The organism is Streptomyces sp. NPDC058371, assembly GCF_042723265.1.
Lineage (GTDB): Bacteria > Actinomycetota > Actinomycetes > Streptomycetales > Streptomycetaceae > Streptomyces.
Genome location: NZ_JBHXJC010000001.1, coordinates 938,749 through 960,552 on the forward strand (window position 1 = coordinate 938,749; position 21,804 = coordinate 960,552).

Annotated in this window: 18 protein-coding genes; 11 read left to right on the forward strand and 7 right to left on the reverse strand. The window is 72.7% G+C overall.

Annotated features, from left to right (window positions below):
- Window positions 1–217: 217 nt before the first annotated feature.
- The 4 genes from ACFWM2_RS04095 to ccrA all read left to right on the forward strand — a co-directional run bounded on the left by ACFWM2_RS04095 (window position 218) and on the right by ccrA (window position 8,937).
- Complete coding sequence (locus ACFWM2_RS04095) at window positions 218–2,056, forward strand: fatty acyl-AMP ligase (RefSeq protein WP_383272743.1); 1,839 nt, start codon at window positions 218–220, stop codon at window positions 2,054–2,056.
- On the forward strand, window positions 2,053–6,612 hold the full coding sequence (locus tag ACFWM2_RS04100; RefSeq protein ID WP_383272745.1) for a beta-ketoacyl synthase N-terminal-like domain-containing protein: 4,560 nt from the start codon (window positions 2,053–2,055) through the stop codon (window positions 6,610–6,612). The genes ACFWM2_RS04095 and ACFWM2_RS04100 overlap by 4 nt, the downstream gene beginning before the upstream one ends.
- Before the next feature lie 49 nt (window positions 6,613–6,661).
- Window positions 6,662–7,579: an alpha/beta hydrolase gene (locus tag ACFWM2_RS04105; protein WP_383272747.1), complete on the forward strand. Its 918-nt coding sequence runs from the start codon at window positions 6,662–6,664 to the stop codon at window positions 7,577–7,579.
- Between the two features lie 68 nt (window positions 7,580–7,647).
- Entirely contained in the window at window positions 7,648–8,937 is a 1,290-nt protein-coding gene (gene ccrA, locus ACFWM2_RS04110) for a crotonyl-CoA carboxylase/reductase (protein WP_383272749.1), read from the forward strand.
- 31 nt (window positions 8,938–8,968) lie between these two features.
- On the opposite strand, the gene ACFWM2_RS04115 is transcribed toward ccrA, so the two are convergent.
- Window positions 8,969–10,627 (reverse strand): amidohydrolase, encoded by a 1,659-nt coding sequence (locus ACFWM2_RS04115; protein WP_383272751.1) that lies wholly within the window; start codon window positions 10,625–10,627, stop codon window positions 8,969–8,971.
- Window positions 10,628–10,640: 13 nt separating this feature from the next.
- Window positions 10,641–12,143 carry an APC family permease gene (locus tag ACFWM2_RS04120; protein WP_383272753.1) on the reverse strand — a complete coding sequence of 501 codons (1,503 nt, stop codon included), beginning with the start codon at window positions 12,141–12,143 and terminating at the stop codon, window positions 10,641–10,643.
- Between the two features lie 200 nt (window positions 12,144–12,343).
- On the opposite strand from ACFWM2_RS04120, the gene ACFWM2_RS04125 reads away from it, so the two are divergent.
- The 3 genes from ACFWM2_RS04125 (at window position 12,344) to ACFWM2_RS04135 (ending at window position 14,088) form a co-directional block, all read left to right on the forward strand.
- Window positions 12,344–13,102, forward strand: coding sequence for a TetR/AcrR family transcriptional regulator (locus tag ACFWM2_RS04125; RefSeq protein WP_383272755.1), 759 nt, complete (start codon window positions 12,344–12,346; stop codon window positions 13,100–13,102).
- A gap of 52 nt (window positions 13,103–13,154) precedes the next feature.
- Entirely contained in the window at window positions 13,155–13,616 is a 462-nt protein-coding gene (locus tag ACFWM2_RS04130; protein ID WP_383272757.1) for a pyridoxamine 5'-phosphate oxidase family protein, read from the forward strand.
- A gap of 79 nt (window positions 13,617–13,695) precedes the next feature.
- Window positions 13,696–14,088, forward strand: coding sequence for a VOC family protein (locus tag ACFWM2_RS04135; RefSeq protein ID WP_383272759.1), 393 nt, complete (start codon window positions 13,696–13,698; stop codon window positions 14,086–14,088).
- Between the two features lie 93 nt (window positions 14,089–14,181).
- Here the strand turns inward: ACFWM2_RS04135 and ACFWM2_RS04140 are convergent, their stop codons facing one another.
- Both ACFWM2_RS04140 and ACFWM2_RS04145 read right to left on the reverse strand, forming a co-directional pair.
- Window positions 14,182–14,490 (reverse strand): DUF4235 domain-containing protein, encoded by a 309-nt coding sequence (locus ACFWM2_RS04140; RefSeq protein WP_383272761.1) that lies wholly within the window; start codon window positions 14,488–14,490, stop codon window positions 14,182–14,184.
- A 111-nt stretch (window positions 14,491–14,601) separates the two neighbouring features.
- Window positions 14,602–15,618: a glutathione S-transferase family protein gene (locus tag ACFWM2_RS04145; protein ID WP_383272763.1), complete on the reverse strand. Its 1,017-nt coding sequence runs from the start codon at window positions 15,616–15,618 to the stop codon at window positions 14,602–14,604.
- A gap of 108 nt (window positions 15,619–15,726) precedes the next feature.
- Between ACFWM2_RS04145 and ACFWM2_RS04150 the strand changes: the two genes are divergently transcribed.
- Window positions 15,727–16,731: a cation diffusion facilitator family transporter gene (locus ACFWM2_RS04150; protein ID WP_383272765.1), complete on the forward strand. Its 1,005-nt coding sequence runs from the start codon at window positions 15,727–15,729 to the stop codon at window positions 16,729–16,731.
- 117 nt (window positions 16,732–16,848) lie between these two features.
- On the opposite strand, the gene ACFWM2_RS04155 is transcribed toward ACFWM2_RS04150, so the two are convergent.
- Together ACFWM2_RS04155 and ACFWM2_RS04160 are read right to left on the reverse strand one after the other, a co-directional pair.
- Window positions 16,849–17,292 carry a nitroreductase family deazaflavin-dependent oxidoreductase gene (locus ACFWM2_RS04155; RefSeq protein ID WP_383272767.1) on the reverse strand — a complete coding sequence of 148 codons (444 nt, stop codon included), beginning with the start codon at window positions 17,290–17,292 and terminating at the stop codon, window positions 16,849–16,851.
- Between the two features lie 113 nt (window positions 17,293–17,405).
- Window positions 17,406–18,038 (reverse strand): LysE family transporter, encoded by a 633-nt coding sequence (locus ACFWM2_RS04160; RefSeq protein ID WP_383274140.1) that lies wholly within the window; start codon window positions 18,036–18,038, stop codon window positions 17,406–17,408.
- A 510-nt stretch (window positions 18,039–18,548) separates the two neighbouring features.
- On the opposite strand from ACFWM2_RS04160, the gene ACFWM2_RS04165 reads away from it, so the two are divergent.
- The 3 genes from ACFWM2_RS04165 (at window position 18,549) to ACFWM2_RS04175 (ending at window position 20,795) form a co-directional block, all read left to right on the forward strand.
- A complete protein-coding gene (locus tag ACFWM2_RS04165) occupies window positions 18,549–19,736 on the forward strand; it encodes a cytochrome P450 (protein WP_383272769.1) in 1,188 nt (395 codons plus the stop codon).
- Window positions 19,737–19,754: 18 nt separating this feature from the next.
- Entirely contained in the window at window positions 19,755–19,949 is a 195-nt protein-coding gene (locus tag ACFWM2_RS04170) for a ferredoxin (RefSeq protein WP_383274143.1), read from the forward strand.
- Window positions 19,950–20,261: 312 nt separating this feature from the next.
- Window positions 20,262–20,795 carry a flavoprotein gene (locus ACFWM2_RS04175; RefSeq protein ID WP_383272771.1) on the forward strand — a complete coding sequence of 178 codons (534 nt, stop codon included), beginning with the start codon at window positions 20,262–20,264 and terminating at the stop codon, window positions 20,793–20,795.
- Here ACFWM2_RS04175 and ACFWM2_RS04180 read toward each other — a convergent pair.
- Complete coding sequence (locus tag ACFWM2_RS04180) at window positions 20,779–21,663, reverse strand: hypothetical protein (protein WP_383272773.1); 885 nt, start codon at window positions 21,661–21,663, stop codon at window positions 20,779–20,781. The two genes, ACFWM2_RS04175 and ACFWM2_RS04180, sit on opposite strands and share 17 nt — an antisense overlap.
- Window positions 21,664–21,804: the final 141 nt, after the last annotated feature.

Sequence of the window (21,804 nt, forward strand, 5' to 3'; positions counted from 1 at the left end):
GCCGACGTGTGCCGTGGCCCGGATTGTCTGCGGTGCGGTGTCGCGGTGACTCTGCCCCGGAGCGCCGAATCGCGCAGCCGTCTTTGTCAGTGGACTGACAGAAGTGGACTGACGAACTGTCAGTGCGTCGTCTAACTCAACCGCGGCTCTTCAGCGGAACCTGGTGCATCACCCCACGGAGACAACCGTTCGAGCGTGCCGATCAGTTGGAGCCGCCATGCCCCCCACCCGGCCCACGCCCCCCACTTCGGACTCCCCGCGACCGCAAGAGAGGGATGTCTCCCTCACCTCTCTGCCGGACCACCTCCAGTACTGGGCACGCCACCGGCCGCAGCAACGAGCCGTCAGCCACGTCGACTTCCCCGACCTGGCCTCGGCGGGGCGCCACCGCACGCTCGGCTGGCGTGCCCTGGACGCGCGCGCCCGCGCGGTGGCCGACCGGCTGGCGACGGTGGCGGCACCCGGCGACCGGGCCGCCCTGGTCATGCCGCAAGGACTCGACTACGTGGTGGCGTTCCTGGGCTGTCTGTACGCCCGGGTGATCGCCGTTCCGCTCTTCGGGCCACAACTCCCGGGCCACGAAGGTCGCTTGGCGGCCGTCCTCGCCGACTGCGAACCCGCCTGTCTGCTCTCCGACTCGGCGACGGTGGCCGCCGTGAGCGCCTTCGTCGCGGACCGGAACCTGCCGGCAGCGCGGATCGTCGCCGTCGACCAACTCACCGTCCAGCGCCTCGGACCGGTCACGCAGACGCCCGGGGCCGGCCCCGACGACATCGCGTATCTCCAGTACACCTCCGGCTCCACGCGCAGCCCGGCCGGCGTGATGATCAGCCACGCCAATGTCGTCGCCAACGCCCGCCAGGCCCTCGACGCGTTCGTCGCCGACCCGCGGACCGCCACGACCGTCGGCTGGCTGCCCCTCTTCCACGACATGGGCCTGGTCCTCAGCGTCGCGGCCCCCGTCGTGGGCGGCTTCCCGTCCGTCCTGATGGACCCGGTGTCCTTCCTGGAGGACCCCGCGCGCTGGCTGCGCCTGCTCGGCTCGTACGAGGGCACGATCAGCGCCGCGCCGAACTTCGCGTACGACTACTGCGTGGCCCGCACCGCACCGGACCTCGTCGACGAACTGCGCCTCGACCGCGTACGGGTGCTGATCAACGGCAGCGAGCCGGTGCGGCCGGGCACGATCGAGCGGTTCCGGGCGGCCTTCGCGCCCGCGGGTCTTGACCCGGCCGCCCACTGCCCCGCGTACGGCCTCGCCGAGGCCACCGTGTTCGCGGCCGCGGACTCCTCGGCGACTCCGCCGGTGACCGTGGCCTGCGACACGGGCGCGCTGGCCCAGGGGCGCATCGAGGTCGTTCCCGGCCCGGGCGATCAGGCTTCGGACTTGGGGCGCACGCCGGATCCCGCTCCGGACACGGCTGTCGAGGGTTCGGACGGCGACCGGGCCGTCCCCCGGGACACCGCCGTACTGGTCTCCTGCGGCGCGCCCGTCGGGCAGGAGCTCCGGATCGTCGGCGCGGACGGCGAGGTGCTGCCGCAGGGGCGGGTGGGCGAGATCCAGTTGCGCGGGCCCAATGTCGCGCGCGGCTACTGGAAGCGCGTCGACCCGGCCTTCGGCGACCTGGACGGGTGGCTGCGCACCGGGGACCTGGGGGCGCTGCACGACGGACGGCTCCTGGTCACCGGCCGCCTGAAGGACGTGATCATCGTCGACGGCCGCAACCACTACCCGCAGGACGTCGAGGAGACCGTGCAGAGCGTCGAGCCGCTGGTCCGCCGCGACCGGCTCGCCGCCTTCGCCGTGACCCGCGCGGACGGTACGGGCGAGGAACTGGTCGTGGTCGCCGAGCACCGCAGGGACGCGGAGCCGACAGAGTGCCAGGCCCGGGACGCCGAACGTGCCGCCCGGGCCGCCGTGTCCGCACGCCACGGCCTGCGACTGGCCACGCTGCGGCTCGTCCCGCCCGGTGCCGTGCCCCGCACCAGCAGCGGCAAGGTGGCCCGGGCCGCGAGCCGGACGCGTTTCCTCGACGGCGGGTTCGGCCCCCGATGAGGCCCACGCATCCGCAGATCCGGGGTCTCGTCGTCGAGCGGCTGGGTGCCTGGTACGGCCTCGCGCCCGAGGAGGTCGCCGACGACCGGCCGCTGGCCGAGCTGGGCCTCACCTCACGGGACGCGGTGGCGCTGACCGCGCTGCTCAGCGATCTCGCGGGGCGACGGCTCCCCGACACGCTGCTCTGGGACGCGGGGACGATCGACGCCCTCGCGCGGGAGCTGACGACCGAGCGGCCGGGGGCGCCCACTCCGGAACCCGGGAAGCCGCACACTCCCGTACCCGCGGGCACGCACGGGCAGTTCGTGCCCGGCGGCCCCGACACGGACGTGCGGCCCATGCCCGGTTTCCCTGGTCCGCGCAGGGAGTTCGTGCCCGGCACCGCCGACCCGGGTGCGCAGTCCGGGACCGGCCCCCCGGATTCCGTTCCGGCGGCTGTCGCCCCCGACACGGACGTGCGGCCCGTGCCCGGGTTCCCGGGTCCGCGCAGGGAGTTCGTGCCCGGCACCGCCGACCCGGGTGCGCAGTCCGGGACCGGCCCCCCGGATTCCGTTCCGGCGGCCGTCGCCGCCGACACGGACGTGCGGCCCGTGCCCGGTTTCCCGGGTCCGCGCGGGGAGTTCGTCTTCGGTGCCCCCGACCCGGGTGCGCAGTCCGGGACCGCCCGCCCGGAATCCGTTCCGGCGGCCCCCGCTTGCGTCGCCGTCGTCGGCCTCGGCTGTCGCTTCCCCGGTGGCGCCGACTCACCGGAGGCGTACTGGCGTCTCCTCACCGAGGGCCGGGACGCCGTCGGCACCGTTCCCGCCGGGAGATGGGACCCGTTCGCGGTGGACCCGGAGGTCAGCCGGCACGGCGCGTTCCTCGACGACATCGCCGGCTTCGACGCCGAGTTCTTCGGCATCGGCGCGCACGAGGCGGCCGCCATGGATCCGCAGCAGCGCATGCTCCTCGAAGTCACCCGCGAGGCCCTGGACCACGCGGCGCTGTCCGTCACCGGCACCCGCACCGGAGTCTTCGTCGGCATCAGCGGCAACGAGTACGCCCACCTCACGGCCGCCGCCCCCGACGCCTGGACGGCCACGGGCGCCGCCCTGAGCATCGCCGCGGGCCGCCTCTCGTACGCCCTCGACCTGCGCGGCCCGAGCCTGGCCGTCGACACGGCGTGCTCGTCGTCCCTGGTCGCGGTGCATCACGCCGTACGAAGCCTGCTGACCGGGGAGTGCGACGCCGCGCTCGCGGCCGGCGCGAACCTGCTGCTGACGCCCGCCGTCACCCTCTCCCTCCAGCGCGCGGGCGCACTCGCGCCTGACGGGCGGTGCAAGGCGTTCGACGCGACCGCCGACGGGATCGTCCGCGGTGAGGGGTGCGGTGTCGTCGTACTGAAGCGGCTCGCGGACGCGGAACGCGACGGCGACCGGGTCCTCGCGGTGATCCGCGCGACGGCGGTGAACTCCGACGGCCGCTCCAACGGCCTGACCGCGCCCAGCGCGGCGGCCCAGCGGACCCTCCTCGCCGAGGTTCACCCCGACCCCGCCACCGTCGACTACGTGGAGGCGCACGGCACCGGGACCGCGCTCGGCGACCCCATCGAGGCGGGGGCACTCGGCGCCGTGCTCGGCACCGGACGCGCCCTCGAACAGCCGCTGCTCATCGGCTCGGTGAAGACCAACCTCGGGCATCTGGAGGCGGCCGCCGGGATCGCCGGGCTCATCAAGACCGTCCTCGCCCTGCACCACGGAGAGATCCCGCCGCAGCTCCACTACACCGGCCCCGGCCCGCACGCCGACCTGGACGCCCTCGGCCTGCGCGTCGTCACCGAGTCCGAGCCGTGGCCCCGCTACTCCGGGACGGCCACCGCCGGCGTCTCGGCCTTCGGGTTCGGCGGCACCAACGCGCATGTCGTCCTCGCCGAACACCGTGCGAACCGCCGGACCTCGCCGCCGGGGGCACGGCCCGCACTGCTGCTGCTCGACGGGCCCACCGGGGAACGCGTCCGCTCGTACGCCGGCGAGCTCGCCGGCCGGCTCGCCGAGACCCCGCGCGTGCGCGACGCGGACCTGGCCCGCACTTTCGCGGGCCGCACCGGGCGCGGACACCACCGTGCGGCCGTGGTGACCCGCGACCGGGCCGAGACCGTGGACGCGCTGCGCCGGCTGGCCGCGGGCGAGCCGTCGCCGCACGTGGTGACGGGCACCGGGACACCGGGCGGCCCCGGGCCCGTCTGGATCTTCTCCGGCTACGGCTCCCAGTGGCCCGGCATGGCGCGGCAACTGCTCACCGCGGAACCGGCGTTCGCCGACGCGGTCGAGCGGCTGGACCCGCTGCTGCTCCAGCACGCGAGTGTCTCCCTGACCGCGAGTCTGGAACCGGACGCCGATCTGTCCTCGCCCGCCACCGTCATGCCCGCCCTGTACGGCGTCCAACTCGCGCTCGCCCAGCTGTGGCGGTCGTACGGGCCGGCGCCCGCCGCCGTGATCGGGCACTCCCTGGGGGAGATCGCCGCGGCCGTCGTCTCGGGGGCCGTCGACCCGGTCACCGGCGCCAGGATCGTCGCCGTGCGCTCCCGGCTCCTCGCGGGACTGACGGGCGGTGCCATGGCCGTCGTGGACAGGTCGGAGGGGGAGATCCGCGCGAGTGCCGGGGATCTGCCCAGCATCCAGGTCGCCGTCCATGCCTCGCCGGTGCAGAGCGTGGTGACGGGTGCCGCCGAGGAGGTGGCGGAGTTCGTGGCCAGAGTGACGGCGGACGGTGGGTTCGCGCGGCCGCTGGGGGTGTCGGGGGCGGGCCACTCGCCCGAAGTCGAGCCGCTCCTGGGCGAGTTCGCGCGGGAGCTGGGTGAGGTGCGGTCGGGGATGCCGGCCTGCCCGCGCTACTCCAGCGTGCTCGACGACCCCCGGGACCCCGCCCCGTACGACACCGCGTACTGGGTGGCCAACCTGCGCCGACCCGTGCGGTTCGTCCAGGCCGTGCGGGCGGCCGTCGAGGACGGCCACCGCGTCTTCCTCGAAGTCGCCCCGCACGCCACGCAGTTGCACCCCCTGACCGACACCCTGCCCACGGGCTCCCTGATCGTTCCCACCCTGCGCAGGAACACCGACGACGCGCTGACCTTCCGTACCTCGCTCGCCACACTGCTGGTCAACGGCGTACGGGTCGACGGGCTCCGTGAGCGGCTGGACGGGCGCATCGTGGACGTACCCCCGCCGCGCTGGCGCCACCGCCGCTTCTGGTTCGGCGAGGAGCCGGAGACGGCCCGGACGTCCGCACACCCCGCGCAGACGGACGCCGGCCCACTGGAACGGCTGCGCGGGTGCGTGGCCGCGGTGATGGGCTACAGCCCCGAACGCATCGACCCCGACCTGCCGTTGACGGACCTCGGCCTCGACTCACTGACCGCCGTGCGGATCCGGGGCTCGGTGGAGCGGGAGTTCGGAGTGGAGCTCGAACCGGGCGTCCTGCTGCGACGGGGGACACTGCGCTCGGTGGCGGACCTGCTCGAGGCGGATGCGGACCTGCTCGGGGTGGAGGGCACCTCCGGCACTCTCGGGGGTGCGGAACCGCTCGGGGCGGACGCCCGCCGGCTCGGCGCGGAGAGCTTCCCCGGTGTACGCGCGAGCGCTCCCGTCCCCTCTCGGCCCGGTGCCTCGTCACCCGCGCCCCCGCTCAAAGCCCCGCTCCCGGCGCCCGATCCCGCGTCCTCCGGACCCACCGACACCCTCGCCGCGCCCCTGCGCCGCTTCCCGAACACCGGCCCCGGCACCCCCCTCTTCCTCGCCCATGCCGCAGGCGGATCCTCCGCCGTCTACGCCCGACTGGCCGAACGCCTCGACGGACAGCGCCCGTTGTACGGATTCGACCGCCAGGCCGACCCCGACGACGTGCCGGGACGCGCGGCCGAGTTCGCGCGCCGGGTGCGGGAGGCCTGCCCCGACGGGCCCTGGCTGGTGGGCGGTTGGTCGTACGGCGGGGTGCTGGCGCAGGAGGCCGCCCGGCTGCTGTCCCGGCACGGCACCGTGCACGCCCTCGTCCTGATCGACTCGGTGCTGCCGCTGGCCGCCCCGCCCTGCGTCACCCGGGCCGCGGAGACCCGGCGCCGTTTCGCGGACTTCGCGGCGTACGTGGCACGCACCTACGCGGCAACGCTCGACCTGCCGTACGACGAACTCGCCGGCCTGGACGACACCGAGGCGATCGACCTCGTCCTGAAGGTGCTCGGCGAGGCGGTGGACCTGCCGGCCTCCGTCCTGGAGCACCAGCGCACCTCGTATCTCGACCTGCGCAGCGGGGAACGCCACCGGCCGGCGCGCTACGAGGGGCGGACGCTGCTCTACCGGGCGAGCGAACCCGCGCCGCACACCGTCCACGACCCCCGCTACGAGCGAGACGACGCGGCGCTCGGCTGGGACGCACACTGCGCCGACCTCACCGTGACTCCGCTGCCCGGTCACCATCTGTCGCTGCTCGACCCGCCGGTCGTCGACACGCTGGCGCGGCTGCTGACGCGTGATCTGGGTGCGCGGACGAGTACCGACCCGCATGCCCGAGACGAGGAGTAGGCCCGTGCCCGTACACCGCCCCACGCGCAGAACCGTTCTCCGCGCGGCCATGGCTTCCACCGCCGCGCTGGCCGCCACGGCGGCCGGAGTCACCCCGGCGGCGAGCGACAGCGCCCGTATCACCGCCGAGAACTGGCTCGACGACCGGACCGTCGACCTCACCGTCGCCTCACCCGCGCTGCGTACGTCCGCGCCCGTGCGGGTCCTGCTGCCGACCGGCTACGCGGCCCACCCCGACCGCACCTGGCCCGTCCTCTACCTGCTCCAGGGCGCCCACGACGACTACACGTCCTGGACCCGGGAGACGGACGTCAGCAGTTTCCTCGCCGGTCAGGACGTGATCGCGGTGATGCCGTCGTCGGGCCCGACCGGCATCCCCACGAACTGGTGGAACTACGGTCTGCCCGGCTCCCCGGACTACGAGAAGTTCCAGGTCGACGAGGTCATGGAGCTGCTGCGGCAGCGGTTCCGGGCGAGTGGCCGGCGGGCGGTCGCCGGGGTCTCGACGGGCGGGTACGGCGCCGTGGCCTTCGCGGTCCGCCGCCCGGGCGTCTTCAGCGCGGCCGCCTCCTACAGCGGGATCCTGGACATCTCGGCGCCGGGTATGTCGACCGTCCTCTCCGCGATCGTCGCGCGGGAGAACCTGCTGCCGTTTCTCCTCTGGGGCTTCAGCGGGGACAACTGGAATCTGCACAACCCCTACGTCCGGGCGTCCGCGCTCGCGGGCACCGGGCTCTACCTCTCCCAGGGCAGCGGTCTGCCCAGCACCGACTACGGAAACCTCGAAGGCGCCGTGCTCGAAGGCACGCTCTGGAGCCAGGCCCACCGTTTCACCACCCAGCTGGAGACGCTGGGGGTCCCGGCCCAGGTGCACTTCTACGACGGCGGCACGCACGCCTGGTCGTCCTGGCAGCAGGAGTTCAGGACCTCGTGGCCGACGCTCGCCGCGGGCCTCGGACTCGGCTGACGGTGTGCGCGAGGAGCGACATGACTCCTCGCACGAGGAACCACACGACCCCTCGAAGGAGGCACGACATGGATGTCCTGGCCGAGGCCGTGGTGGCGGGAGCCGCCGGTGCCGAACTGGAACGCCTTCCGTTACCGGCGCGCTTCACGGCCGCGCACCTCAGGGCGGAGGACGTCGACAGTTTCACCGGCGTCGCCGACAAGGACGTACGCAAGTCGATCCACGTCGGATCCGTGCCGATGCCCGAACTCGCCCCGGACGAGGTCCTCGTGGCGGTCATGGCCAGCGGCATCAACTACAACACCGTCTGGTCGGCGATGTTCGAGCCCATTCCGACCTTCACCTTCCTGAAGCACTTCGGCCGCCAGGACCGCTGGTCGGCCCGGCACGACCAGCCCTTCCACGCCATCGGGTCGGACGCGGCGGGGGTGGTGGTGCGCACCGGCGCCGGAGTGCGCCGCTGGCGGGCCGGTGACCATGTCGTCGTCAGCCCCGTCTACGTAGACGAGGAGGATCCCGCGACGCACGCGGACGGCATGCTGGGCGCGGGCCAGCTGGCCTGGGGCTTCGAGACCAACTACGGGGGCCTGGCCCAGTACGGCGTCGTACGGGCCAGTCAACTCCTGCCCAAGCCGGGCCACTTGACCTGGGAGGAGGCGGCCGTCAACCCGCTGTGCGCGGGGACGGCGTACCGCATGCTGGTCAGTGACCGGGGCGCTCGGATGACCCAGGGCGATGTCGTGCTGATCTGGGGAGCGGCAGGCGGCCTCGGCGCGTACGCGGTACAGCTGGTCCGCAACGGCGGAGGCATCGCCGTGGGCGTCGTCAGCAGCGAGGCCAAGGCGGAGTACGCGCGCGGCCTCGGCTGCCACGTGGTGATCAACCGTGCGGAGATCGGCCTCGTCGGCAGCGAACCGGCCGATCCCGCCACGGTCGGCAAGCGGCTCGGCCGGCTGATCCGGGCCGCCACGGGCGAGGACCCCCACATCGTCTTCGAGCACGTCGGCCGCGCCACCTTCGGCGTCTCCGTCTTCGTCGTACGGCGCGGCGGGGCGGTGGTCACCTGCGGTTCCAGCACGGGCTACCAGCACGAGTTCGACAACCGCTACCTCTGGATGCGGCTGAAGCGGGTCATCGGCAGTCACGGCGCCAACCTCCAGGAGCAGTCCGCCGTGAACCGGCTCCTCGGCCTCGGCCACATCTCCTCGGCCCTGACGGCCAGTTACCCCCTCACCGAGACGGCGGAGGCCGCCCGACTGGTCCAGAACAACGCACACATGGGCAAGGTCGGCGTCCTGGTCCTGGCACCGCGAACGGGCCTCGGCGTCACCGCGCCGGGCCCGGTCCAAGCGGGGTGAGCCCCCCAGTGTCTGTCCAGGGGATCAGCCCCTAGGCGTCCGGGGCGGCGAAGACCCGCTCCCCGCCGACGTACGTCAGCGCCACCTTCGTCTCGGCGAGCGCCTCCCCGGGCCCGGCGAACGGATCGCGGTCCAGCACCACGAGATCGGCGAGCGCGCCGGCCCGCACGGTCCCGGTCTCGTCGAGATGGTTCGCGTACGCCGAGCCCGCGGTGTACGCCGTGAGGGCTGCCGCCAGGGTGAGCCGCTCGCCGGGCAGGAACACCGGCCCGGCCGCGCCCGGTTCGACGCGGTTGACAGCGACATGGATGCCCTGGAGCGGGTCGGGGCTGCTGACCGGCCAGTCGCTGCCCGCCGCGAGCCGCGCGCCCGCGCGCAGCAGCGCCCCGAACGGGTACTGCCAGTCGGCCCGTTCGGGCCCGAGGAAGGGGATGGTCAGCTCGTCCATCTGGGGTTCGTGCGCGGCCCACAGCGGCTGGATGTTGGCCGTGGCGCCGAGGTGCGCGAAGCGGGGTACGTCGTCCGGGTGCACCACCTGGAGATGAGCGAGATGGGGACGTGTGTCGCTCGGCCCGTTGGCCTTGCGCGCCGCCTCCACGGCGTCCAGGGCGTCGCGTACGGCACGGTCGCCCAGCGCGTGGAAGTGGCACTGGAAGCCGAGCCCGTCCAACTCCGTGACGTACGCGGGCAGTCGGGAGGGGTCGATGAAACTCTTGCCCCGGTTGGCGGTGGCGCAGCCGCACCGGTCCAGATAGGGGTCCAGCAGTGCGGCGGTGCCGTTCTCGGCGACCCCGTCCAGCATCAGCTTGACGGTGGTGGCGTTGAACCGGCCGTGGCTCAACGCGGCCCGACGCTCGACGAGTTCGGGAATCTGCTCGGCCCCGCGCGCGCGGTCCCACCACAGCGCGCCGACCACCCGGGCGGTCAGTGAACCGTCGCGGGCCGCCGTCAGGTAGGCCTCCGACGGGTCGTCCATCCCCAGGAACGCGCCGACGAGCGCGTCCTGCCAGGCGGTGATGCCCAGTGCGTGCAGTTTCCGCTGGGCGTGCAGCAGCGCGGCGAGCCGGTCGCCGGCCGTGGCCGGGGGAGTGAGCCGGCCGACGTACTGCATGGCTCCTTCCTGGAGCATCCCGTTCGGCTCACCCGAGGCGTCCCGCTCGAACCGTCCGTCGGCCGGGTCCGGTGTGTCCCGGGTGACGCCCGCGAGTTCCAGGGCGCGGCTGTTGACCCAGGCGCCGTGGTGGTCGCGATTGGGCAGATAGACCGGCCGGTCCGGAACCACCGCGTCCAGCAGCTCCTTCGTCGGCGTACCGCCCGTGAAGGCCTCCATGGACCAGCCGCCTCCCGTGATCCACTCCCGTTCGGGGTGGGCCCGGGCGTAGACGCGCACGGCGGCAAGCGTCTCCTCTGCGGTCTTCGCCCCCGTGAGATCGCACTGGCTGAGCTCCAGGCCCGCCGGGACGGGGTGGACGTGCGCGTCCTGGAAGCCCGGCAGGAGCAGGCGGCCCGCGAGGTCCACCACCTCCGTCCGCGGGCCGATCAGGTCATGGACCTCGGAGTGTCCGACGGCCGTGATCCGGTCGCCGGTGACGGCGACGGCTGTCGCGGTGCGGCCGTCAGGGCCCCCGGGGCCCTGGGCGCCCTCGGAAAGGAAGACGGGGCCGCCGGTGAAGAGGAGATCTGCGCGCACGGTGTTTCCGTCCTTAGTTGTGTGTGGCCAGCAGCTGGGGCGCGTCGGCGTCGGTGCCGTGTCCCGCGAGGAAGTAGGGGGACTTGCGGACCCACTTGGCCCACGCGGCGGCCAGGAATCCGGAGGCGATCATCAGGACGGGGGTGAGCAGCAGGAACCAGCCGTTGTCCGCGCTGACCTCGAAGTGGTCGGCCGACGTGTAGAAGGACCAGCAGAGGTAGCCGCCGAGCCCCAGCAGGGCCGCGGCGCTCAGCGAGGGCAGCACCACGGCCCGGACGCCCTGCCGCCAGTCCTCGCGCAGCAGGCCCCGGAAGCGCGCGGCGGCCGCGAGGGCGGTGAGCGCGTAGGACAGGGCGACGACGATGCCCACCGCGTTCACCGTCGCCATGATCATGTCGGCGAGCCGCGGGATCACCAGCGCGAGCACGGCGACCACCGCGGCCAGCGCGCCGATCAGCAGCGTCCCGCGCGCCGGAGTCCCGTACCGGGCGCTGACCTTGGACCACACGGGGCCGAGCGTACGGTCCCGGCTCATCGCGAACATGCCGCGTGCCGTGGGGATGACTCCGGCCTGGAGCGAGGCCACGGCCGAGAACGTCAGCGCCACCAGGGGCAGCGCGGCCAGCGGCCGGGACGCGAGGCGGTCACCGAAGAACGCCAGCCCCTGGGCGCCGTGACCGGCCAACTCCTGCTCGGACAGCACTCGTTGGAAGGCCACCGAGCCGAGCAGGAAGAGTCCCAGCATGGTCACCAGCGTGATGATCCCGGCCCGGGACGCGTCCTGCGGGTCACGCACCTCCTCGTTGACGGTGAAGGCCGACTCGAAGCCCCAGTAGCAGAACACGCACAGCAGCAGCCCCTGCGCGAGCGCCGACGCCGACGGGATCGCGAACGGGTCGAACCAGCTCAGGCTGAAGGAGTGCGGACCGGTGACGATGCCGTAGCCGCAGAACCCCAGCAGGACCACGTACTCGAAGACCAGCAGTCCGCTCTGCAGCCGGGCCGCTGTGCGGACTCCGGTGACCGCGGTCAGGGTCACCGCGACGAGGACGACGATCCCGACGGCGGTCGTCTGTGCCGTGGAGCCGGGATCCAGGGCGAGTCCCTCGACCTCGTGCAGCCCCGTCTCCCCGGCCAGTTGGATCAGCGCGGAGCCGGTCACGGCCGTGGTGTACGCGAGGAACGCCACCGTCGCCACGATGTTCACCCACCCGACCAGGAAGCCGAGCCACGGATTGAGCGAACGGCCCACCCAGACATAGCCGTTGCCCGCGTTCGGCTCGACCCGGTTCAGCCGGGTGAAGGCGCCCGCGATCCCGAGGACCGGCAGGAACGCCAGCAGCATGATGGCCGGCAGATGCAGTCCGACGACTCCCGCCGTCACCCCGAGACCGATGCCGATGCTGGTGGTGGCGGCGGTGCTGGAGGCGGCGATGGCGACACCGTCGAGGACCCCGAGGGACCTGCGCAGGGACGGCGGCGCGGGAGGGTCCGTGCCGTACGGGTTCTGTGTCATGCCGGCTCCGATTGCACCCGGGGGCCTGAGAACGGCCCGGTGACGGGACATGAAACTGTCCGGGGGCTTAACAGGTCAACGGCGTTGACATAAGGTGCCTCGCAGACGCCCGCCGGGGAGACCCGGGGCGCGTGCCCGCCCGAGTGGCGAGATCGAGAGCCGGCCGGCGACCGTGCCGCCCGAGGAGAGAGGACGAGGCAGTGACCGACCGCGTCGTCCCGCCCGCCGCCCGGCGGCGCCGGCGCCCGACCAAGACGGGCGTCGTGCTCTCCGAGGAACTGATCGTCGAGACCGCCCTGCGCCTGCTCAAGGAGCACGGCGCCGACGCCCTCACCGTCCGCCGCCTCGGCCTCGCCCTGGGCGCCGACCCCAGCGCCCTCTACCGGTACTTCCACGACACGGACGACCTGCTGCTCGCCATCGCCGACGAGCTGATCGGCCGGACGCTGCGCACCTGGCACCCCACCGGCGACTGGTGCGCGGACCTGCGGGACCTCGGCCTGCGCATGCACAAGGGCGCCCTCGCGCACCCACAGGCGGCGGTGCTCAGCTCCTACCGCGTGACCGGCCGGATCCACGAGATCGAGGCCGTCGAGCGGATCCTCGGTGTGCTGCGCGGAGCCGGCTTCCCCGACCCCGAGGCGGTACGGATCTACCACGCCTTCGTCGACCAGACCCTGGCCTTCGCGGCCCTCGACTCGGCGAGCGTCGCCCTGCCGCGTGCCGCCCGGGACGCGGAAGCCGGCGTGTGGCGGGCGACGTACGCACGGCTGCCCGCCGACACCCACCCGCACATCGCCGCGACGGCCCGCCACCTGGTGGCGGACATGCGGCGCAGCGCCTATCCGACGGCGCTCGACCTGCTGCTCGCCGCGGCCGCGGCCCGTCTCGCGGAGTTGACTGCGCAAGACACCGCCCACCCCGCACACTCGCAAGACACCGCTCACCCCGCACGCTGAGATACGTCCGCCGCCAGGCGCGTATGACATCCCGTCAGGAGGCTGCTCGACGATGAACCCACCGGCCCGCACCCCGAAACAGCGCAAGCAGGACACCCTCGACCGACTCGCCCACGACGTCGACGCCTGGGTGGCGACGGCCGACGTCGAGGGGGACACCCCGTACCTGGTCCCGCTGTCCTACCTCTGGGACGGGGAGACCCTGTTGGTGGCGACCCCGGGCGCGAGTCCCACCGGGCGGAACCTGCGCGCGAGCGGCAAGGTGCGCCTGGGCATCGGGCCGACCCGTGACGTGGTCATCGTCGAGGGCACCGTGCAGGCGCTGGAGCCCGCTGAGCTGCCCGAGGGAGTTGCCGACGCCTTCGCCGCGAAGACCGAATTCGATCCACGTCGACTCAGCACCGCCTACCTCTACTTCCGCATCACACCGCAGCGGGTGCAGGCCTGGCGCGAGGCCGACGAGCTGTCGGGACGGGACCTCATGCGCGACGGAGCGTGGCTGGTGCCCGACTGATTCGGCCGGACGGGGTACACGGGGAACGGATGGCAGCAGGCGGCGCCGCCGCCCGCGCCCCGGACCGTACGGAGGAACCATGGCACTGGTAGTGACAGGTGTCGTCGTGCTGGACTGCGCCGAACCCGAGAAGCTCGCCACCTTCTACAAGGAACTGCTCGAGGCGGAGGAGACGGACGCCACCGCGAACCGGGTGGAGATCAAGTCGGCCGACGGTCTGCGGATGGCGTTCCGACGGGACGTGATGGCGACTCCGCCGAGCTGGCCGCGCCCCGAGAACTCCCTGCAGGCGCACCTGGACTTCCACGTGAACGACCTCGACGACGCGGAGCGCCGGGTCGTGGGTCTCGGCGGGCGCCCACTGGAGACCAAGGACGCGTCCGGCCCGTTCGAGGAGCGCGGCTACGCCGATCCGGCCGGGCACTCCTTCACCCTGCGCCTCATAGCCGCCACGGCGCCGAAGCAGGGCTGACTCCCGGCGGCGGTCCCTGGACCGCCGCCGGGTCACGCCGGGACCGGCACGCCAGGCGGCACCGGCGCCGTGGTGCCCGGTGCACGCCGGACCTCAGTCCCGCCCGCCGCTCTTGTCGGCGGCCGGCCAGACCCCCGTCGAGCGTTCGATGGCCTTCGCGCCCGTACGGTCCAGCGCGCTGCGCACGACGGCGAAGATGGCGCCCTGGACGGCCGCCGCGAACAGCACCTCGCCCCAGCCGCGGTCCTGGTCCAGCGCGTCGGGGGCGTTGTCCTCATGGCGGATCGCCTTCCACGTCGCCTGGAACGCCATCCCCGCCAGGGCTCCGCCCGCCCAGCCGAGCACGAACCCGACGGGCTTGTAGGCGAGCGGGAGCGTTTTCTTCTTCTGCTTCTTCGACATGCGGATCTCCTTCTGCCTCTCCGCCGGCCTACGCGGTGTCGCCGGCACTGTGCCGTGTGTCCTGATCGGCGGGGTCTACGCGGGCCGGCCTCGCGCAACGCCCCGGCGGGCTCAGGGCCTCCCCTGGGCCGGGACCTCCTCACCCTCGGGCACCGGCCCCGGCGCTGTGCCGTCGCCGAACGGCCGGCCACCCAGCTCCTCCCGGTGATGCGGGGTCAGCCAGCCGGAGCGATCGGGTCCGAGCGGCACGATGCCGGTCGGGTTGATGCCCGTGTGGACCTGGTAGTAGTGCCGCTTGATGTGGTCGAAGTCGACGGTGTCCCCGAAGCCCGGCGTCTGATAGAGGTCGCGGGTGTACGCCCACAGCACCCGGTTCTCGGCCAGCTTCCAGAGGTTGCACTTGAAGTGGCCGTGATAGACGGCGTCGAAGCGGACCAGGGTGGTGAACAGCCGGATGTCCGCCTCGGTGATGGTGTCACCGACCAGATAACGCCGGTCCGCGAGACGGTCCGCGACCAGCTCCAGCCGCCGGAAGACTCCCGCGCAGGCCTCCTCGTACTGCTCCTGGTTGTGCGCGAACCCCGCCCGGTACACCCCGTTGTTGACGTCCTCGTAGATGCCCGCCATGACCTCGTCGATCTCGTCGCGCAGCTGCGCGGGATACAGGTCGGGCGCGCCCTTGCGGTGCAGGTCCTTCCACTGGGTGGCGAAGTCCAGGGTGAGCTGCTGGTAGTCGTTGGTGACCAGTTTGCCGCTGGGGACGTCCACGAGCGCGGGCACGCTGACTCCGCCCGGGTAGTCCGTCTCCCGGGCGTCGTACGCCTCTTTCAGGAAGCGGATGCCGAGGACGGGGTCGCGGCCGTCCGGATCCAGGGTGAACCGCCAGCTGCGGTCGTCCTGGATCGGGTCGGTGACCGCGAGCGACAGGGCGTTCTCGAGGCCGAGGAGCCGGCGCGACACGAGCGCCCGGCTCGCCCAGGGACACGCCCGGCTCACGACCAGCCGATAGCGGCCTGCCTCCACGGGCCAGCCGTCCCGGCCGTCGGCCGTGACCCGGTCCGCGAAATGGCTTCTGGACCGCTTGAACTCCTTCTTCCCCAAGGCGGCGTTTCCCTCGCCCTCGCTCATGAAGACTCTCCTTCCGATACGTCCGGGCACGTGGGCCCTGGTAGAGGAGTTCCCCGATTTCCGCCGCCGCCACTGTGTGAGGGTGACGGGCTTGGGCATTCGGGGCGTGTGGCCAAAGAATCGACGCAACAGCAGCCGAACGAGTCGGACAGCAGGACGCGTGTCACCGTACTGGTGGCACTGGGCGCCAACCTCCTGATCGCCGTGGCCAAGGCCGTCGGAGGCCTGATCTCCGGTTCGCCCGCGCTGCTCTCGGAGGCCGCGCACTCCGTGGCCGACAGCCTGAACGAGGTCTTCCTCCTCGCGGCGCTGCGCCGCAGCCGCCGCCCCGCCGACCGGCGCCATCCGTTCGGTTACGGCAAGGAACGGTTCTTCTGGTCGCTGCTCGCGGCCGTCGGGATCTTCGTCATGGGCGGCTGCTTCTCCTTCTTCCAGGGTTTCGAGGCCCTCAAGAACGGCGCCGAGGAATCGTTCGGGGGCTATGTCACGGGACTCGTCGTCCTGGGCGTGGCCCTGCTCGCGGAGGGCGCCTCCCTGCTCCGGGCCCTGCATCAGGTGCGCAAGCAGGGCGGCGGTTCCGGCGGGGGACTGCGCGATCCCGCGCTGCGCACAGTCGTCGCGGAGGACGGCACGGCGGTGCTCGGCGTGTCGTTCGCGATCGTCGGCATGGTGCTGCACATGGTCACCGGCCAGGTCGTGTACGAGGCCTCCGCCTCGCTCGCCATCGGCGCGCTGCTCGTCTACGTCGCCTACTGGCTGGGCCGTGACGCCCGCGCCCAGCTCATCGGGGAGGCCGCCGACGAGGAGCTGAGCGGGCGGATCCGCGCGGTACTGGACGCGCAGCCCGAGATCGACAGCGTGGAGGCGCTGCTCACCATGAAGATGGGGCTCGACTCGACCCTGGTGGCCGCCCGCATCGACCTCGTCCCCGGGCTCGACAGCGAGGTGGTGGAGGACGTCGCCGTACGCATCAAGCGATCGGTCGCCCATCTCGTCCCGGAGGCGGACCAGATCTTCCTCGATGTGACGGACGCGTCGACGGCGCGAGCCGCCGCGCGCGAGGGCAGGGCAGCGGAGAGCCCCGCCGCGACGGGGGAGCGCGGCGGGGCCTGACGGTCGGATGCCCGGCGTCCGCGGGATCATGCGCGAGGACTCCTGGCTCTTTCGGCCGGACTGCCGGCGTACGTCACGCGGGCGGTTCTGCGCCGCATGTCCGGGCCTGGTGACCGCTCAGTCGGTCGGTTCCAGCACGAAGACGGGGATCTCCCGCTCCGTGTTCTTCTGGTAGTCGGCGTACGACGGATACGCCTCGACCGCTCGCTCCCACCACAGAGCCTTCTCGTCGCCGGTGACCTCACGGGCCGTCAGATCGTGGTGCGTCGGGCCGTCCTGGAGCGACACCTGCGGATCGGACTGGACGTTGAAGTACCAGACGGGGTGCTTGGGGGCACCGCCCAGCGAGGCGACCGCCGCGTAGCGTCCGTCGTGCTCCACCCGCATCAGCGGAGTCTTGCGGATCTTGCCGCTCTTCGCTCCCCTGGTGGTGAGGATGATGACGGGCAGGCCCGTGTCCTGCAGCGTCGTCCCTTCCGTGCCACCGGAGCGCTCGTACAGCTCCACCTGATCCCGCACCCACTGCGTGGGGCTGGGTTCGTACTCGCCCTCAAGAGGCATGACTGCCGTCCCATCGTCGCGTCGTACTGGTCCGTTCCATCAAGATTCAACACCGGTACCCGCGCAAATCATCCGCACCCCGCTCGGCGCCGGACGGGTGACGGAGGCCCGGATCACGCCGGCCACACCAGCATGCGTACGGCCAGGGCCAAGATGACCGCGCTGGAGGCCAGGCCCGTGACCAGTCGCCCCCGGCGTCCGGTGAGGGCGTGGCCGAGGAGCGCGCCACCGCCGGCCAGCAGCAGTTGCCAGCTCGCGGACGCGGCGAACGCGGCGAGCACGAACACCCCCTGATCCAGGGCGCTCACCTCCTCGGTCGTACGGCTGCCGAGCACCAGCGCGGCGAAGTAGATCACGGTGGTCGGGTTCAACAGAGTGATCCCGAGGAGCCCGAGATACGCGCGCGCCGGATGCACCGGATCCTGTCCGGAGCGGGCGGAGAGCCGTCGTTCGCGGTACTGGCGCACGGCCGAGACCGCGCCCCGGACCGCCAGCGCGACCAGCACCAGGCCCGCGGTCCAGCGCAGCGGCACCAGGACCGGTTGCAGCGCGGACGCGAGTGCCGAACCGCCGAGCGCGGCCACCAGGGCGTACAGCCCGTCGGCGGTCGCCACGCCGAGCGCGGCGCACACGCCGGTCCGCAGCGAGGTACGAGCGGTGAGGGAGACGAGGTAGGTCGCGACCGCTCCGACGGGGATGGCGATGCCGTAGCCCGCGAGGAGCCCCGCGACGAGCGCGGCGGTCACGAGCGCGCGGGATCGGGCCTCCACGGTCGGCCGGGCTGCTGCCGGCCCCGCACCGGACGAGCGGCGGCAAAGGTCGGCGGCAGGAAGGCTTCAGTCGTGGACATGCGCAGATCCTGTGGTCGGCGGAGCTGCCGTTGCAACTGGATTACGCGGCACCGGGGACACCCGAGAGCGGTGACCGGCCTCGGGAGCGGTGGTCCTGATGCGCCCTCCGAGTCCCCGCCGGATGCGCCGGCGCGTATTCACAGCCACGGAAACCGAAAGAACAAGCCATCTGCCGCCACCAGGGCGGTCGCCGCCGGCAAAGAGCGGAAGGGCCCCGTCACCTTTGCTTGCGGGAAGAACTGCCGTTGTGCCGCGTCCCCTTCGTCGGTCACGGCCGGCCGGGAGCTACGGAGTTCGGCCAGATCAACGCTCCCGGGCATCTGGCCGAACTTCGCATGGCCCTTTAGGTGCCCTGGGCATCTAATGAAGATCGGCAAGGGAGAACCACTGCTTGCGAGGTCATACATGACAGAACCCATTGCCTTCCCCCAGGACCGTACGTGCCCCTATCACCCGCCCACCGCCTACGACCCCCTGCGTGAGGGGCGCCCGCTCTCGCGGATCACCCTCTACGACGGACGCGACGTCTGGGTCGTCACCGGGCACGCGGCGGCACGGGAGCTGCTCGCCGATCCACGCCTGTCGTCCGACCGCACCCTTCCCTCCTTCCCGACGCCCACGGAGCGGTTCGCCGCGTCCCGGGACCGTCGTGTCGCCCTGCTCGGCGTCGACGACCCCGAGCACCGCACCCAACGCCGGATGCTCGTCCCGAGCTTCACCCTCAAGCGGACCGCGACACTGCGCCCGCGCATCCAGGAGACCGTCGACCGGCTCCTCGACGCCATGGCGGAACAGGGCCCGCCGGCCGAGCTGGTGAACGCCTTCGCGCTGCCCGTGCCCTCGATGGTGATCTGCTCCCTGCTCGGGGTCCCGTACGCCGACCACGACTTCTTCGAGGAGCAGTCCCGCCGGCTGCTGCGGGGCCCGGCCGTGGCCGACACCGAGGCGGCTCGGGACGAACTCGACGCGTACTTCGGCGCGTTGATCGACCGCAAACAGAAGGACCCCGGGAACGGGCTGCTGGACGAGCTCATCCAGGAGCAGTTGCGCGAGGGCGCGCTCGACCGGAGCGAACTGCTCTCGCTGGCCACGATCCTGCTGGTCGCCGGGCACGAGACCACGGCGAACATGATCTCGCTGGGCACCTTCACGCTGCTGCGGCACCCCGAGCGGCTGGCCGAACTGCGGGCCGATCCCGCCCTGTTGCCCGCCGCGGTGGAGGAGCTGCTGCGCTTCCTGTCCATCGCGGACGGACTGCTGCGGGTGGCCACCGAGGACATCGAGGTGGCCGGCGCGACGATCCGGGCCGACGAGGGCGTGGTGTTCTCCACCTCCGTCATCAACCGCGACGGAGCCACCTTCCAGGAGCCGGACGCCCTGGACTGGCAGCGCTCGGCCCGTCATCACGTCGCGTTCGGGTTCGGCATCCACCAGTGCCTGGGCCAGAACCTGGCGAGGGCCGAGCTGGAGATCGCCCTGCACTCGCTCTTCGGCCGGTTCCCCGGTCTGCGGCTCGCCGCCCCGGTCGAGGAGATCCCCTTCAAGCCGGGCGACACGATCCAGGGGATGCTGGAACTCCCCGTGACCTGGTAAGAGGCTTCGGGCATGAGCATCGACATCGATATCGACAAGGACGTCTGCATCGGCGCCGGCCAGTGTGCCCTGGCCGCGCCACGCGTCTTCACCCAGGACGACGACGGCTTCAGCGAGCTGCTGCCCGGCCGCGAGGACGGCGGCGGCGACCCGATGGTCCGGGAGGCGGCACGGTCCTGCCCGGTGAGCGCCATCACGGTGTCGGGGGACTGAGGTCCGGCCGGTCGGTCCCAGAAGCCAGGTCGGTCGAGGCGGGCGCTCGCCTCGGCCGGCCTTCCGGTCGGCAGGCGTCGACCAGCAGCCGGGCCGCCTCGCCGGCCCGCCCGGCCGGCTCCGCGCTCCGGCCGATGCCCGCGGTGACCCTCGCGCCCCCGGCGAGCAGGAACAGCCGGTCCCCGAGGGCGACGTACGGATCGAGGAGAGGGAGCGCCGCATCCTCGGCCCGCGCCCGGAACCGGAGCGCGGGAACTCGTTCCCGCGGCAGTAACGGCTCTTACGGCTCTTACGGATCACTAGGGTTCTCGAGTGACCGAACACGCCGAGAAGCCCTTCCTCTACGTCGTCGTCTGCGCGGCCGGCATCGCGCAGGACGTCGACGAGCTGATCACCGCGGCCCAGCACCGGAACTGGGAGGTCGGCGTCATCGCCACCCCGCAGGCCCTCGGCTTCTTCGACACGGCGGCCGTCGAGACGCGGACCGGGCGGCCGATCCGCTCCGCCTGGCGGTCGCCCCGCGACCCCCGCCCCTTCCCGGCTCCCGACGCGGTGGCCGTCGCGCCGGCCACCTTCAACACCGTCAACAAATGGGCCGCGGGCATCGCCGACACCCTGGCGCTGGGCACCCTGTGCGAGGCCTACGGCCTGGGCGTCCCGATCGCCGTGCTGCCCTGTGTGGGCGACGCGTTGGCCGCCCACCCCGCCTACCGGGCGAGCGTGGAGCGGCTGCGCGAGATGGGCGTGCGGTTCGGTGAGCCGTACGCCGGTGAAGCGCAGGAGGACGGCGGGCGCGCGCCGTTCGGGTGGGAGCGGGTGCTGGACCTGCTCACGCCGCGCACCTGAGGGTGGGTCCGACGAGCATTCCGCCGGTGTACACGGCCTGGCCCTGCGGCATCCAGTAACCCAGCTTGGACACCACGGTCGTGCACGCCTCCTTGACCGCGACCTCGACGACGACGCTCGCCGGTCGCCCCGGCTGAAGGTCGGTGAGCGCGCAGTCCAGTGCGTGCATGCTCCGCTCCGTGGACGGATAGCGGCCGATGAGGGGATTGACGCAGCGGGGATCGTCCGTCGTCAGCTCCACGCCCGACTCCTCCTGCCCGATGAGCCCGAAGCGCGCGCTCCCGTCGCCCTGGTCGGCGTCGCGCGAGACGGTGTACGTCACGGTGGTCGCCGTCTTCGGGGGCACCGCGCTCCGGTCGGCCTCGATGCGGTGCGTGGGCGCGGGCTTCGGCCCGGACAGGGTCAGCGTGGCGTGGACGCGCCCCTGCAGATCGACACCCTCGGGCGTGGAGCGTACGTGCACCTCGCCGGTGATCTCGTAGGTGCCCGGGCCGGGGTAGTCGCGTCCGCCGGGCAGCGTTCCCGAGGCGACGGTCTGCCCCGCGCGCCGCGCCGTCCAGGTGCCCGAGGTCAGACACGCGTAGGTGACGGACGACCCGGCCCGGCGGCAGGTCGCCGGGGCCGACACGGACATCTGGGGACCGCCGCTGCTCGCGCACAGACTCACGTTGGCGCGTCGGCCGCCCTCGCCCTCCAGGGTGCCCGCGGGCGCGCACAGCGTTGCCGGCGTCGACGCGGGCGGTGCCGGGGACCGGTGTGCTGCCCCCGCGGTGGACTCGTCCGCGGCTCCCAGGCCGAAAGCGGCGGCCAGCACGACCACCGCGGTCAGCGTGCGGTACGTCCTGTGGATCGTCGGGCGTGTCGGCACGGCTACCTCCCGTACGGCTGTGACCGGCGGGAATGCCGGTCGCGTGGGTCGAGCATGCGCGAGCGGTCTCGCCGCCGGCCCGCTCCCACGCCGGACGGTCACCTGCGGGCAGGAAGAGAAGAAGCTTGTCCGACGAGAACG

Bases quoted from the DNA above. Each gene is read 5' to 3' on its own strand.
- ACFWM2_RS04130 (WP_383272757.1), top strand. From the start codon at position 13,155: ATGAACCCACCGGCCCGCACCCCGAAACAGCGCAAGCAGGACACCCTC.
- ACFWM2_RS04120 (WP_383272753.1), bottom strand. From the start codon at position 12,143: ATGACACAGAACCCGTACGGCACGGACCCTCCCGCGCCGCCGTCCCTG.
- ACFWM2_RS04095 (WP_383272743.1), top strand. From the start codon at position 218: ATGCCCCCCACCCGGCCCACGCCCCCCACTTCGGACTCCCCGCGACCG.
- ACFWM2_RS04145 (WP_383272763.1), bottom strand. From the start codon at position 15,618: ATGAGCGAGGGCGAGGGAAACGCCGCCTTGGGGAAGAAGGAGTTCAAG.
- ACFWM2_RS04135 (WP_383272759.1), top strand. From the start codon at position 13,696: ATGGCACTGGTAGTGACAGGTGTCGTCGTGCTGGACTGCGCCGAACCC.
- ACFWM2_RS04165 (WP_383272769.1), top strand. From the start codon at position 18,549: ATGACAGAACCCATTGCCTTCCCCCAGGACCGTACGTGCCCCTATCAC.
- ccrA (WP_383272749.1), top strand. From the start codon at position 7,648: ATGGATGTCCTGGCCGAGGCCGTGGTGGCGGGAGCCGCCGGTGCCGAA.
- ACFWM2_RS04155 (WP_383272767.1), bottom strand. From the start codon at position 17,292: ATGCCTCTTGAGGGCGAGTACGAACCCAGCCCCACGCAGTGGGTGCGG.
- ACFWM2_RS04140 (WP_383272761.1), bottom strand. From the start codon at position 14,490: ATGTCGAAGAAGCAGAAGAAGAAAACGCTCCCGCTCGCCTACAAGCCC.
- ACFWM2_RS04105 (WP_383272747.1), top strand. From the start codon at position 6,662: ATGGCTTCCACCGCCGCGCTGGCCGCCACGGCGGCCGGAGTCACCCCG.
- ACFWM2_RS04100 (WP_383272745.1), top strand. From the start codon at position 2,053: ATGAGGCCCACGCATCCGCAGATCCGGGGTCTCGTCGTCGAGCGGCTG.